A 13,011-nucleotide genomic window follows, 5' to 3' on the forward strand; every position below is an offset into this window, starting at 1 on the left:
CCGGGGCCGGGGGCCCTGGGCCGGGACCGGGGCCGGGGGCCCTGGGCCGGGACCGGGGCCGCGCGCCGTGGGTCGGGACCGGGGCCGCGCGCCGTGGGTCGGGACCGGGGCCGTCGGGCGGGACGACGCGGACACGGCCCGGCGGGACGTCGGCCGGTGGGAGAGCCACGGCCACCGGATCCCGTCCACCACCGTCGATGTCAGTGGGCGGCCCTACGGTGCCGGTCATGGGATACCACGTGCACCTCATCGCCGTCCGGGAGGACGAGCCGCTCGACGACCCGGCCTGGCTCGACCGGCTCTTCAGCGCCGCCTGGGACGCCGAGGAGCCGTCCCCCGGCAGTATCGAGAGCGTGATCCACAAGGACTTCTTCGACCTTGACCGCCTGGTCCGCGGGTCCGGGGCCCGGGCCCTGGGCCCCGAGGAACCCGCCTCCCTGCTGATATTCGGCGGCCGTCCCGTGTACCGTCGGCCGAACTCCGACGAGCCGCCCTACATCGTCCTGTCCGCCGACGAGGTGCGTGCGGCGGCGCGGTTCGCGGAGTCGACGGACTTCGAGGATCTCTGGGCGGCGGCCGACAGCGGGCTGACGGCGGACCCGCCGGGCTGGGGCGAGGGCGAGGTGCGCGAGATGTTCCGGGACCACTACGCGCGGCTGAGCGACACCTACCGGCGAGCGGCGGCCGAGGGCCGGGCCGTGGTCAAGGACTTCTCCTTCTGAACCGGCGGGCCGGGCACGGCACCGCCCCCGTTCCGGGAGGGGGTCGCGGAACGGGGGCGGGGTGCGGGGCCGCGGGGCGGGGATCAGCCCATGTGCGGGTAGGTGTAGTCGGTCGGCGCGACCAGGGCCTCCTTGATGGCACGGGTCAGGGTCCAGCGCATCAGGTTCTGCGGGGCGCCGGCCTTGTCGTTGGTGCCGGAGGCGCGGCCGCCGCCGAAGGGCTGCTGGCCGACCACGGCGCCGGTCGACTTGTCGTTGATGTAGAAGTTGCCGGCCGCGTAGCGCAGCTTCTCCATGGTGTACGCCGCCGCGGCACGGTCGCCGGCGACGACCGAGCCCGTCAGGGCGTAGTCCGACACCGACTCCATCTGGGTCAGCATCTCGTCGTACCGGTCGTCCTCGTAGACGTGGACCGCGAGGATCGGGCCGAAGTACTCGGTGGTGAAGACCTCGTTCTCCGGGTCGGTGCACTCGATGACGGTCGGACGGACGAACCAGCCGACCGAGTCGTCATAGGAGCCGCCCGCGACGATCGTGCAGGACGGGTCCTGCTGGGCCCGGTCGATCGCGGCCTTGTTCTTCGCGAAGGAACGCTCGTCGATGACCGCGCCGATGAAGTTCGACAGGTCGGTGACGTCGCCCATGGTCAGGCCCTCGATCTCGGCGGCGAACTCCTCCTTGAAGCCCGAGTTCCAGATCGAGGCCGGAACGTAGGCGCGGGAGGTGGCCGAGCACTTCTGGCCCTGGTACTCGAAGGCGCCGCGGGTCAGCGCCGTCTTGAGCACCGCGCGGTCGGCGCTCGGGTGGGCGACCACGAAGTCCTTGCCGCCGGTCTCGCCGACCAGGCGCGGGTAGGAACGGTACTTCTCGATGTTGTTGCCGACCGTCTTCCACAGGTGCTGGAAGGTCTTGGTCGAGCCGGTGAAGTGGATGCCGGCCAGGTCGCGGTGGTTCAGCGCGACCTCGGAGACCTCCAGGCCGTCACCGGTGAGCAGGTTGATGACGCCCTTGGGCAGGCCCGCCTCCTCCAGCAGCCTCATCAGCAGGACGGCGGCGTGCGTCTGGGTGGGGGACGGCTTCCAGATCACCACGTTGCCCATGAGGGCCGGCGCGGTGGGCAGGTTGGCGGCGATCGCCGAGAAGTTGAAGGGCGTGATCGCGTAGACGAAGCCCTCCAGCGGACGGTGGTCGAGGCGGTTCCACACGCCCGGGGAGTTGGCCGGGGGCTGCTCGGCCAGGATCTGGCGGGCGTAGTGGACGTTGAAGCGCCAGAAGTCGACCAGCTCGCAGGGGCTGTCGATCTCCGCCTGCTGGGCGGTCTTGGACTGACCGAGCATGGTGGAGGCGGCGATCGTCTCGCGCCACGGGCCGGCCAGCAGCTCGGCGGCGCGCAGGATGATCGCGGCCCGGTCGTCGAAGGACATCGCGCGCCAGGCCGGGGCCGCGGCGAGCGCCGCGTCGATGGCGTCCTGGGCGTCCGCCTTGGTGGCGTTGCGGTAGGTGCCGAGGACGGCCTTGTGGTTGTGCGGCTGGACGACCTCGAAGGCCTCGCCGCCGCCCAGCCGCTTCTCGCCGCCGATCGTGCAGGGCAGGTCGACCGGGTTCTCGGCCAGCTCCTTGAGCTTGGCCTCCAGCCGGGCGCGCTCGGGCGAGCCGGGGGCGTAGCCGTGCACCGGCTCGTTGACGGGGGTGGGGACCTGGGTCACAGCGTCCATGGGTTCCGTAACTCCTTGACTTGGGCGGTGTGTCGCGGGGTGGTGCGGGCTCAGCCCTTGCCGGCCGTCGGGCGGGCGCCGTGCCTTCCCGGGGTGCGGCCCCGGGACCCCTGGCGGGGGTTTCGGCACGGCACGCCCGGGTCAGCCACGTGTGATCATGCTGCGCGCGAAGAAGCGCAGGTTGGCGGGCTTCTCCGCGAGACGCCGCATGAAGTAGCCGTACCAGTCGGTGCCGTAGGCGGTGTAGACGCGCATGCGGTGGCCCTCGGCGGCCAGCCGCAGGTGCTCGTCGCTGCGGATGCCGTACAGCATCTGGAACTCGTACTCGTCCAGTTTGCGGCCGGCGGTGCGGGCCAGCTCCTGTCCGATCGAGATCAGGCGCGGGTCGTGCGAACCGATCATCGGGTACCCGTCGCCCTCCATGAGGGTACGCAGGATCCGGACGTACGCCTTGTCGATCTCGTGCTTGTTCTGGTGGGCGACCTCGGCGGGCTCCTTGTAGGCACCCTTCACCAGGCGCACCCGGCTGCCGGCGGCGGCGAGGCGGCGCGCGTCGGCCTCGGTGCGGAAGAGGTAGGCCTGGATGACACAGCCGGTCTGCGGGAAGTCCTTCCGCAGCTCCTCGTGGATGGCGAACATCGAGTCGAGGGTGGTGTGGTCCTCCGCGTCCAGGGTGACCGTGGTGCCGATGGCGGCGGCGGCCTCGACGACCGGGCGGACGTTGGCGAGGGCCAGCTCGTGGCCGCCGGGCAGCGCCTGGCCGAACATGGACAGCTTGACGGACATCTCGACCCTCTCACCGAGGTCGAGGTCCTTGATCCGGTCGATCAGTCCGAGGTAGGCGTCGCGGGCCGCGGTGGCCTGCTCGGGGGTGGTGATGTCCTCGCCGACCACGTCCATGGTCAGCTCCAGGCCCTTGCCCGTGAGGTCCTCGATGATCGGGACGATGTCGGTCACGGTCTCGCCGGGGATGAAGCGGTCCACCACCTGCTTGGTCACCGGGGCCGCCGAGATCAGACGTCGCATCCGGTCGCTGCGCGACGCGGCAAGAATCACGGGACCCAGCACGGGGCACCTCCACAACAGTCAGCAAAAGGCCTGATCCCGACCATTCCGGGACGGCACGGAGAACCACTGTGAAAGCTATGGAACCTCCCCGATCCTCGGCCATCGACAGCTGTCACGCATCAGCGGTCGCGATCTCAGACAGATGTATGAAGGTCCTGGGAAAGTGCGGGAGAATGGCCGGGTGACAGCGGCGTACGAAGGTGACTACCAGGAGCTGGTCGACGAGATCTCGGAGCTGCTCGGCGCCCCGGCCACCCTGGAGAACCGGAACTTCGAGCTCATCGCCTTCGGCGCCTACGACAGCGAGGGCGACCTGGACCCCTCCGCCCTGGACCCGGTGCGCACCCGGTCGATCCTCACCCGCCGCTCCACGGCGGCGGTCCGCCGCTGGTTCGAGGGCTTCGGGATCACGCGGGCGACCGGTCCGGTGCGGATCCCGCCGACTCCCGAGGCGGGCGTGTACCGGGGACGGATCTGCCTGCCGGTACGCCATCGGGGTGTCGTCCTCGGCTACGTCTGGCTGCTGGTCGACGATCCGGGACCGTCCGAGCGGCAGTTGGCGGCGGCCATGACGGTGACCGCGCGAATCGGCGCGCTGCTGGCGGACGAGGCGCAGCACGGGGCCGACCTCACCCGCGAGCTGCGGGCGGTGCTGACCGCCGAGCGGGGCTGGCAGCGGGACATGGCGGTGGCGGAGCTGCGTACGGCCCTGGGCGTGCGGGCGGACGGACCGCACACCGTGGTGTGCGTGGCGCCCTGGCCCTCGGCCGACCCGGACGACGCCCCCTCGGTGCGTACGCTGCCGGGGGCGACGGCCCTGTGCACCGTCCCGTGGGGCGCCACCGCGCAGTGTCTGGCGCTGCTGGTCCGGCTGCGGACCCCGGAGACGCTGACGCCGGCGGTGTCGGCGGCGACACGGCTGCTGGAGCGGGCGGACGGCGGCGGACCGGCGGGCGGTGGGCCGGCCGGCGGGAGAGCGGCCGGTGGCGTGGCCGCCGGGCGGACCGGTCTGGCCACCCTGGGCGCGGCCTGGGCGGAGGCGTCGGCGGCGGCCCGGGCGGCCCTGGCGGAACCCCGGCTCGGCCCGGTCGCCGAGTGGGCGCGGATCGGCCCCTACCGGCTGCTGACCTCCCTGCCCCCGGAGGCGGCGCACGACGGCGTGGTCGGCCCGCTGCTCTCCCCCGGCCAGCAGGAACTGTCCCGTACCGCCGAGGTCTACCTCGACTGCGCGGGGCAGGCCGGCCGGACCGCGGCCGAGCTGGGCATCCACCGTCAGACCCTGTACTACCGCCTGTCCCGGGTGGAGCAGCTGACCGGTCTCGACCTGGACGACGGCGAGGACCGGCTGCTGCTGCACATGGCCCTGAAGGCGGCACGGCTCTAGGGCGGGCCCTGGGCGGTTCTAGGACTCCTGCGGCTTCTGGCCGCTCGCCGCCTCGCCGGCCGCCTCGATCACCCGGCGCAGTCCTTCGGTGAGCCGGTCGGCGCCGGTGGCCGAGTCCGGGTCGAAGAGCCACTGCACCATGAGGCCGTTGAGGAGGGTCTGGTAGAAGCGGCCCTCGGTCTCGACGCTCTCCTCGTCGAGGTCGGCCTCCGGGATGCCGGTGAACATGGCGACCAGCCCCGACCGCCCCTCCCGCTGGGCCTCGCCCAGCAGCCGGCGCACCTCCGGGACGCGGTCGCCCTGGAAGATGAGCTCGAAGCTCAGCAGCCAGATCGCCCGGGACTCGGGCAGCGAGCGGATGACGTTCGCCCACACGGCCTCGAAGCGCTCCAGCGACCCGGCGGGGGCCGTCACTTCGCCGCCCGCCCCCCAGCCGGGCGCCATGGTGTCCCCCACGGCCTCGATCAGGGAGACGTACGCCTGTGCCAGCAGGGCGTCCTTGGAGCCGTAGTGGTAGCCGATCGAGGCGAGGTTGGTCCCCGACTCCCTGACGATGTCGCGCGCGGTGGTGCGCAGGAAGCCCTTCTCCAGCAGGCAGCGCTTCGCGCCTTCGAGCAGATCCTCGCGATGTCCCATGGGCCCACCCTACCCGCGATTCATACGGCCGTCCTAGACGCTTGATCTATACTCTTGTTCTAGACGGTTGTTTTAAACAGGTGTATGTTCCCCTGCCATGACGAACCCGACGAGCACCACCCCGACCGGGACCGGCCGCGCCGGCCGCCGTGAATGGACCGCCCTGGGCGTGCTGATGCTGCCGCTGCTGCTGGTCTCGATGGACGTCTCGGTCCTGTACTTCGCCATCCCCGCGATCAGCGCGGACCTGGAGCCGAGCGGCACCCAGCAGCTGTGGATCTTCGACGTCTACGCGTTCGTCCTGGCCGGCCTGCTGATGACGATGGGCTCGCTCGGCGACCGCGTCGGCCGCCGCCGGCTGCTGCTGATCGGTGCGGCCGCCTTCGGGGCCGCCTCCCTGGTGGCCGCGTACGCCGACAGCGCCGAGACCCTGATCGCCGCCCGCGCGGTCCTCGGCATCGGCGGCGCGACCCTGATGCCCTCGACGATGGCGATCGTCCGCACGATGTTCACCGACCCCGCGCAGCGGGCGAAGGCGATCGGCGTCTGGTCCGCGGTGACGACCGGCGGCATCGCGCTGGGCTCCGTGCTGAGCGGTGTCCTGGTGCAGTACTTCTGGTGGGGCTCGGTCTTCCTGGTCAACCTGCCCGCGATGGCGCTGCTGCTGGTGCTCGGCCCGATCCTGCTGCCGGAGTCGAAGGACCCCGCGCCCGGCCGCTTCGACCTGCTGAGCGTGCCGCTGTCGATGGCCGCCGTGCTCCCCGTGGTCTACGGCCTCAAGGAGATTCCGTCCGAGGGCGTGCGCCCCCTCTACGTCGTCTCGATCACCGTCGGCCTGCTCTTCGCGGCGCTCTTCGTCCGCCGTCAGCGCACGGCGGCCGCGCCGATGATCCCGCCGGCCCTGTTCCGCGGCCGGGGCTTCGCCCCCGCGGTGGTGCTCAACCTCGTCTCCTCCTTCGCGATGACGGGCTCGGCCTTCTTCACCACGCAGTACCTCCAGTCGGTGCTCGGCAAGAGTGCGATGGAGGCGGCCCTGTGGGCACTGCTGCCCTCCCTGCCGATCGGCATGGCGGCTCCCCTGGCGACCTCCCTGGTGCACAAGGGCGTCGACCGGGCGTACGTCGTCACGGCGGGCTTCGCGATCGCCGCGGCCGGCTACGTCATGCTGGCCCTGGCCGGCACGGACTCGCTCCGGCTGGTGCTGACCGCGTGCGCGGTGCTGGCCTCCGGGATCGTGATGGTGATGTCCCAGATGACCGACCTGGCGCTGGGCGCGGCCCCGGTCGAGCGGGCGGGCACGGCCTCGTCGCTGCTGGAGACGGGCGCCGAGTTCGGCGGCGCGCTGGGCATGGCGGTGCTCGGCTCGATCGGCACGGCGGTCTACCGCCACGAGATCCCGTCCGGCGCCCCGGCCCCGGCGCACGAGACCCTCGGCGGCGCGCTCGCGGTCGCCGCGCGGCTTCCCGGACGTACCGGTCAGGCCCTGGTGACGGCGGCACGGGAGGCCTTCACCAGCGGGATGCACGGTGCGGCCGTCGCCGCGGCGGCGGTGCTGGTCCTGGCGGCGGCCGCGGCGGCGGCGAGTCTGCGCCGGATCCACGTCCGGCAGAGCCCCCCGGTCGCCCAGACCGCGGAGGCGGTGGAGGCCGCGGAGGCGGTGGCCTGACCGCCTCCCGCACAGTGCGACGCCGGACGGGCTGGTCGACCAGCCCGTCCGGCGTCCTCGGAGGAGTCCGCTCGCGGGGCGAACGGGTTTCCGGGGGCGACGCCCCCGGAAGGAGGTGACCCCGATCGGGGGTCACCCTGGACGAACGACGGCTCAGACCAGGTTCACCGAGCGGGCGGACGTCGCCCCGATCTCGGCGGCGACCTCGGCCAGGACCCCGGCGGGCACCGTGTCGTCGACGGTGAGCACCGCCAGCGCCTCGCCGCCGACCGCCGCGCGGGCGACCTGCATGCCGGCGATGTTGATGCCGGCCTCGCCGATGACCCGGCCGACCGTGCCGACGACGCCGGGACGGTCCTCGTAGCGCAGGACGACCATGTGGTCGGCGAGGGCGAGGTCGACGTCGTACTCCCCGACCGCGACGATCTTCTGGAGGTGCTTCGGGCCCGCCAGGGTGCCGGAGACCGAGATCTCCTCGCCGTCGGCGAGGGTGCCGCGCACGGTGACCACGTTGCGGTGGTCCGAGGACTCGCTGCTCGTGGTCAGGCGGACCTCCACACCGCGCTCCTGGGCGAACAGCGGCGCGTTGACGTAGGAGACCGTCTCGTCGACGACGTCCTCGAAGACGCCCTTGAGCGCGGACAGCTCCAGCACCTTCACGTCGTGCTGGGTGATCTCGCCGTACACCTCGACGTCGAGGCGGACGGCCACCTCGCCGGCGAGCGCGGTGAAGATGCGGCCGAGACGCTCGGCGAGCGGCAGACCCGGCTTGACGTCCTCGGCGATGACGCCGCCCTGGACGTTGACCGCGTCCGGCACCAGCTCACCGGCGAGGGCCAGCCGCACCGACTTGGCGACGGCGATGCCCGCCTTCTCCTGGGCCTCGTCCGTGGAGGCGCCGAGGTGCGGGGTGCAGACGACCTGGTCGAACTCGAACAGCGGGGAGTCCGTGCAGGGCTCCTTGGCGTACACGTCCAGGCCCGCGCCGGCGACGCGGCCCTCCTTGAGCGCCGAGTACAGCGCCTCCTCGTCGACGATGCCGCCGCGCGCGGCGTTGACGATGCGCACGCTCGGCTTGACCTTGCGCAGCGCCTCGTCGCCGATCAGGCCGAGGGTCTCGGGGGTCTTGGGCAGGTGGACGGTGATGAAGTCGGAGACCTCCAGCAGCTCGTCCAGGGTCAGCACCTTGACGCCCATCTGCGCGGCCCGCGCGGGCTGCACGTAGGGGTCGTAGGCGACGACCTTCATGCCGAAGGCGGACATCCGCTGGGCGACCAGGGCGCCGATGCGGCCGAGGCCGACGACGCCGAGGGTCTTCTCGGCCAGCTCCACGCCGGTGTACTTGCTGCGCTTCCACTCGCCGTTCTTCAGCGCCGCGTTGGCCTGCGGAATGTTGCGCGCGGTGGCCAGGAGCAGACCGCAGGCCAGCTCGGCGGCGGTCACGATGTTCGAGGTGGGCGCGTTGACGACCATCACGCCGGCCTTGGTGGCGGCGGAGACGTCGACGTTGTCCAGGCCGACGCCGGCACGGGCGACGACCTTGAGCTTCTTCGCGGCGGCGACGGCCTCGGCGTCGACCTTGGTGGCCGAGCGGATCAGGATCGCGTCCACGTCGGCGATGGCGGGGAGCAGTTCCGCCCGGTCGGCGCCGTTGCAGTGCCGGATCTCGAAGTCCGGACCGAGCGCGTCGACGGTGGCGGGCGACAGCTCTTCAGCGATGAGTACGACTGGTTTCGAGCTCACGTGAGTCCTCACAAGTCCAATGCATGCGGACGGCCGTCCCGACGGCCGCAGGCGGAGGAAGGAGCGGCGCCGGGGAATCGTGGGTGCGTCCCCGCGTCGGTCGGTGCGTGCTCCCGGCGTGCCGGGCGAGGGTCCTCGTAGCGGAGCTACCAGGGCCTCCGGCCGGTGCGGCGGGAGTGCGTGCCGGACGGCGAGGGGGCGTGCCTGCGATTCCTCGGTGTCGCTTGGCCGCGTGGAAGACGCACGACGCTGTGGGCCTGACGCGTTGTTGTGCAGCAGTGTAGTAGCGTTGCGCGCTTTGTATTACTCCGCTGCGGAAGGATCACCCGTCCGTGGCTGGACGGGGTGGACAACGCCGTGGATCCGCTGGGTTTCCGACGTTACTCCGGGTGCCCCGAAGGGGCCGGGGCCATCGGCCCCGGCCCCTTCGGGAGTGAGGCTTACGCCTCCTCGTCCACCCAGCTCATGAGCTTGCGCAGCTCCTTGCCGGTGGTCTCCAGCAGGTGCTCGGAGTCCTGCTTCTTGTACTCGTTGTACTTCTTCAGGCCGCCGTGGTACTCGTCCATCCAGTTCCGGGCGAAGGTGCCGTCCTGGATCTCGGCGAGGACCTTCTTCATCTCGGCCTTGGTGGCGTCGGTGATGATGCGCGGGCCGGTGACGTAGTCGCCCCACTCGGCGGTCTCGGAGATCGACCAGCGCATCTTCTCCAGGCCGCCCTCGTACATGAGGTCGACGATCAGCTTCAGCTCGTGCAGGCACTCGAAGTAGGCGATCTCCGGCTGGTAGCCCGCCTCGACCAGCGTCTCGAAGCCGGCCTTCACCAGGGCGGCGGTGCCACCGCACAGCACGGCCTGCTCGCCGAACAGGTCGGTCTCGGTCTCCTCGGTGAAGGTCGTCTTGATGACGCCGGCGCGGGTGCCGCCGATGCCCTTGGCGTAGGACAGGGCCAGCGCGAAGGCGTCGCCGGAGGCGTCCTGCTCGACCGCGACGATGCACGGGACGCCGCGGCCCTCCTCGTACTGGCGGCGCACCAGGTGACCCGGGCCCTTCGGGGCGACCATGCACACGTCCACACCGGCCGGGGGCTTGATGAAGCCGTAGCGGATGTTCAGGCCGTGGCCGAAGAACAGCGCGTCGCCGTCCTTCAGGTTCGGGGCGATGTGCTCCTCGTAGACCTGGGCCTGGATCGGGTCCGGCACCAGGATCATGATGACGTCGGCCTCGGCGGCGGCCTCCGACGGGCTCACCACGCGCAGGCCCTGCTCCTCGGCCTTGGCCTTGGACTTGGAGCCCTCGTGCAGACCGACACGCACGTCGACACCGGAGTCGCGCAGCGACAGCGCGTGGGCGTGGCCCTGGCTGCCGTAGCCGATGACCGCGACCTTGCGGCCCTGGATGATGGACAGGTCGGCGTCAGCGTCGTAGAACAGCTCGGCCACTTTGGGTTCTCTCCTTGGTGTGCAGGTTGTGCGTCCCACCGTATGCCGGTGGGGGGACGGGAAGTCTGGGGGTCTCGGTATACGGGCGGCGGGTTTCCCCCGGCCGCCCGAATACGCCGCTAAGCCGACCGGTCGAGGGCGCGCAGCGACCGGTCCGTGATCGAACGGGCGCCGCGGCCGATCGCGATCGTGCCGGACTGCACCAGTTCCTTGATGCCGTACTGCTCCAGCATCTTGAGCATGGCGGCCAGCTTGTCGCTGGACCCGGTGGCCTCGATGGTCACGGCCTCCGGGGAGACGTCGACCGTCTTGGCGCGGAAGAGCTGGACGATCTCGACGATCTGGGAGCGCGTCTCGTTGTCGGCGCGCACCTTCACCAGGACGAGTTCGCGCTGGACGGCCTGGGTGGGCTCCAGCTCGACGATCTTGAGCACGTTGACGAGCTTGTTGAGCTGCTTGGTCACCTGCTCCAGCGGGAAGTCCTCGACGCTGACCACGATGGTGATGCGGGAGATGTCGGCGTGCTCGGTGACGCCGACCGCGAGCGAGTCGATGTTGAAGCCGCGGCGGGAGAACAGCGCGGTGATCCGGGCGAGGACGCCGGGGGTGTTCTCGACGAGGACCGAGAGGGTGTGCTTGGACATGGTTATCGCTCAGCTCTCTGTCAGTCGTCTTCGTTGTCGCCGAAGTCGGGGCGGACGTCCCGGGCGGCCATGATCTCGTCGTTGGAAGTGCCGGCGGCGACCATCGGCCACACCATCGCGTCCTCGTGGACGATGAAGTCGATGACGACCGGGCGGTCGTTGATGGAGTTGGCCTCCTCGATGGCCTTGTCCAGGTCGGCCGGGGACTCGCAGCGGATCGCGTAGCAGCCCATGGCCTCCGACAGCTTCACGAAGTCGGGGACGCGGGTGCCCCTCGCCTGCGGGTTGACGTCGTCCGGGCCGGAGTGCAGCACGGTGTTGGAGTAGCGCTGGTTGTAGAACAGGGTCTGCCACTGGCGGACCATCCCGAGGGCGCCGTTGTTGATGACGGCGACCTTGATCGGGATGTTGTTCAGCGCGCAGGTGGTCAGTTCCTGGTTGGTCATCTGGAAGCAGCCGTCGCCGTCGATCGCCCAGACGGTGCGGTCGGGCATGCCGGCCTTGGCCCCCATCGCCGCCGGAACGGCGTAGCCCATGGTTCCCGCGCCGCCGGAGTTCAGCCAGGTGGCGGGCTGCTCGTACTGGACGAAGTGCGCGGCCCACATCTGGTGCTGGCCGACGCCCGCCGCGAAGATCGTGCCCTCGGGCGCGAGCTGTCCGATGCGCTCGATGACCTGCTGCGGGGAGAGCGAGCCGTTGCCGGGCTGGTCGTAGCCGAGCGGGTAGGTCTCGCGCCAGCGGTTGAGGTCGTTCCACCAGGCGGTGTAGTCGCCGCTGCGGCCCTCCGCGTGCTCCTTCTGGACGGCCTGGATCAGGTCGGCGATGACCTCGCGGGCGTCCCCGACGATCGGCACGTCGGCCTCGCGGTTCTTGCCGATCTCGGCCGGGTCGATGTCGGCGTGGACGATCTTGGCGTACGGGGCGAAGCTGTCCAGCTTGCCGGTGACGCGGTCATCGAAGCGGGCGCCGAGGGCGACGATCAGGTCGGCCTTCTGCAGCGCGGTGACGGCGGTGACCGCACCGTGCATGCCCGGCATTCCCACGTGCAGCGGGTGGCTGTCGGGGAACGCGCCGAGCGCCATCAGGGTGGTGGTGACGGGCGCTCCGGTGAGTTCGGCGAGCACCTTCAGCTCGGCGGTGGCCTTGGCCTTGATCACGCCGCCGCCGACGTAGAGGACGGGCCGCTTGGCGGCGGTGATGAGCTTGGCGGCCTCGCGGATCTGCTTGGCGTGCGGCTTGGTGACGGGCCGGTAGCCCGGCAGGTCCATCACCGGGGGCCAGGAGAAGGTGGTCCTCGCCTGGAGGGCGTCCTTGGCGATGTCGACGAGGACGGGACCGGGGCGGCCGGTGGAGGCGATGTGGAACGCCTGCGCGATCACCCGCGGGATGTCCTCGGCCTTGGTGACCAGGAAGTTGTGCTTGGTGACCGGCATGGTGATGCCGACGATGTCCGCTTCCTGGAAGGCGTCCGTGCCGATCGAGGAGGACGCCACCTGGCCGGTGATCGCGACCATCGGGACGGAGTCCATGTGGGCGTCGGCGATCGGGGTGACCAGGTTGGTCGCGCCCGGTCCGGAGGTGGCCATGCAGACGCCCACCTTGCCGGTGGCCTGGGCGTACCCGGTGGCCGCGTGCCCGGCGCCCTGCTCGTGCCGGACCAGGACGTGGCGCACCCGGGTCGAGTCCATCAGCGGGTCGTAGGCGGGCAGGATCGCACCGCCGGGAATGCCGAATACGGTGTCGGCGCCGACCTCCTCGAGAGAGCGGATGAGGGACTGCGCACCCGTGACGTGCTCGGGCGCGGACTGGTGTCCTCCGGATCGGGGCCGCGGCTGCGGATGATGGGCCCCGGTGGCCTGCTCGGTCATCGGCTTCTCTTCTCGATGCTGAGGTTCTTTGCGGGGGGGCGTGCGTGTCGGCTTTCGCCGGGTTCGCACGGTCTACGGCTGCCGCACGGCGGGTGCCAGTGCAACAAAAAACCCCTCGTGCCGTGA

Annotated in this window: 10 protein-coding genes; 3 read left to right on the forward strand and 7 right to left on the reverse strand. The window is 71.1% G+C overall.

Annotation, left to right across the window (positions count from 1 at the left end):
- Window positions 1–227: 227 nt before the first annotated feature.
- A complete protein-coding gene (locus tag ACF061_RS17700) occupies window positions 228–722 on the forward strand; it encodes a DUF1877 family protein (RefSeq protein ID WP_392267779.1) in 495 nt (164 codons plus the stop codon).
- Window positions 723–805: 83 nt separating this feature from the next.
- Here the strand turns inward: ACF061_RS17700 and pruA are convergent, their stop codons facing one another.
- Together pruA and ACF061_RS17710 are read right to left on the reverse strand one after the other, a co-directional pair.
- Complete coding sequence (gene pruA, locus ACF061_RS17705; RefSeq protein WP_392267780.1) at window positions 806–2,437, reverse strand: L-glutamate gamma-semialdehyde dehydrogenase; 1,632 nt, start codon at window positions 2,435–2,437, stop codon at window positions 806–808.
- 141 nt (window positions 2,438–2,578) lie between these two features.
- Complete coding sequence (locus ACF061_RS17710; RefSeq protein ID WP_392267781.1) at window positions 2,579–3,505, reverse strand: proline dehydrogenase family protein; 927 nt, start codon at window positions 3,503–3,505, stop codon at window positions 2,579–2,581.
- 142 nt (window positions 3,506–3,647) lie between these two features.
- Here ACF061_RS17710 and ACF061_RS17715 point away from each other — a divergent pair, with 142 nt between their 5' ends.
- The gene (locus tag ACF061_RS17715; protein WP_392267782.1) at window positions 3,648–4,889 is read left to right on the forward strand and encodes a PucR family transcriptional regulator; all 1,242 of its coding nucleotides are present in this window, start codon (window positions 3,648–3,650) and stop codon (window positions 4,887–4,889) included.
- Window positions 4,890–4,907: 18 nt separating this feature from the next.
- On the opposite strand, the gene ACF061_RS17720 is transcribed toward ACF061_RS17715, so the two are convergent.
- Window positions 4,908–5,525, reverse strand: a complete 618-nt coding sequence (locus ACF061_RS17720; protein ID WP_392267783.1) for a TetR/AcrR family transcriptional regulator — start codon at window positions 5,523–5,525, stop codon at window positions 4,908–4,910.
- A 97-nt stretch (window positions 5,526–5,622) separates the two neighbouring features.
- Between ACF061_RS17720 and ACF061_RS17725 the strand changes: the two genes are divergently transcribed.
- On the forward strand, window positions 5,623–7,191 hold the full coding sequence (locus ACF061_RS17725) for an MFS transporter (protein ID WP_392267784.1): 1,569 nt from the start codon (window positions 5,623–5,625) through the stop codon (window positions 7,189–7,191).
- A gap of 153 nt (window positions 7,192–7,344) precedes the next feature.
- Here ACF061_RS17725 and serA read toward each other — a convergent pair whose 3' ends face one another.
- The 4 genes from serA to ACF061_RS17745 all read right to left on the reverse strand — a co-directional run bounded on the left by serA (window position 7,345) and on the right by ACF061_RS17745 (window position 12,885).
- The gene (gene serA, locus ACF061_RS17730; protein WP_392267785.1) at window positions 7,345–8,934 is read right to left on the reverse strand and encodes a phosphoglycerate dehydrogenase; all 1,590 of its coding nucleotides are present in this window, start codon (window positions 8,932–8,934) and stop codon (window positions 7,345–7,347) included.
- Window positions 8,935–9,374: 440 nt separating this feature from the next.
- Window positions 9,375–10,373 (reverse strand): ketol-acid reductoisomerase, encoded by a 999-nt coding sequence (gene ilvC, locus ACF061_RS17735; protein WP_392267786.1) that lies wholly within the window; start codon window positions 10,371–10,373, stop codon window positions 9,375–9,377.
- Between the two features lie 119 nt (window positions 10,374–10,492).
- On the reverse strand, window positions 10,493–11,017 hold the full coding sequence (ilvN, locus tag ACF061_RS17740) for an acetolactate synthase small subunit (protein WP_392267787.1): 525 nt from the start codon (window positions 11,015–11,017) through the stop codon (window positions 10,493–10,495).
- Window positions 11,018–11,037: 20 nt separating this feature from the next.
- Window positions 11,038–12,885, reverse strand: coding sequence for an acetolactate synthase large subunit (locus ACF061_RS17745; RefSeq protein WP_392267788.1), 1,848 nt, complete (start codon window positions 12,883–12,885; stop codon window positions 11,038–11,040).
- Window positions 12,886–13,011 lie beyond the last annotated feature (126 nt).

It is taken from the genome of Streptomyces sp. NPDC015220 (assembly GCF_043079345.1).
Lineage (GTDB): Bacteria > Actinomycetota > Actinomycetes > Streptomycetales > Streptomycetaceae > Streptomyces.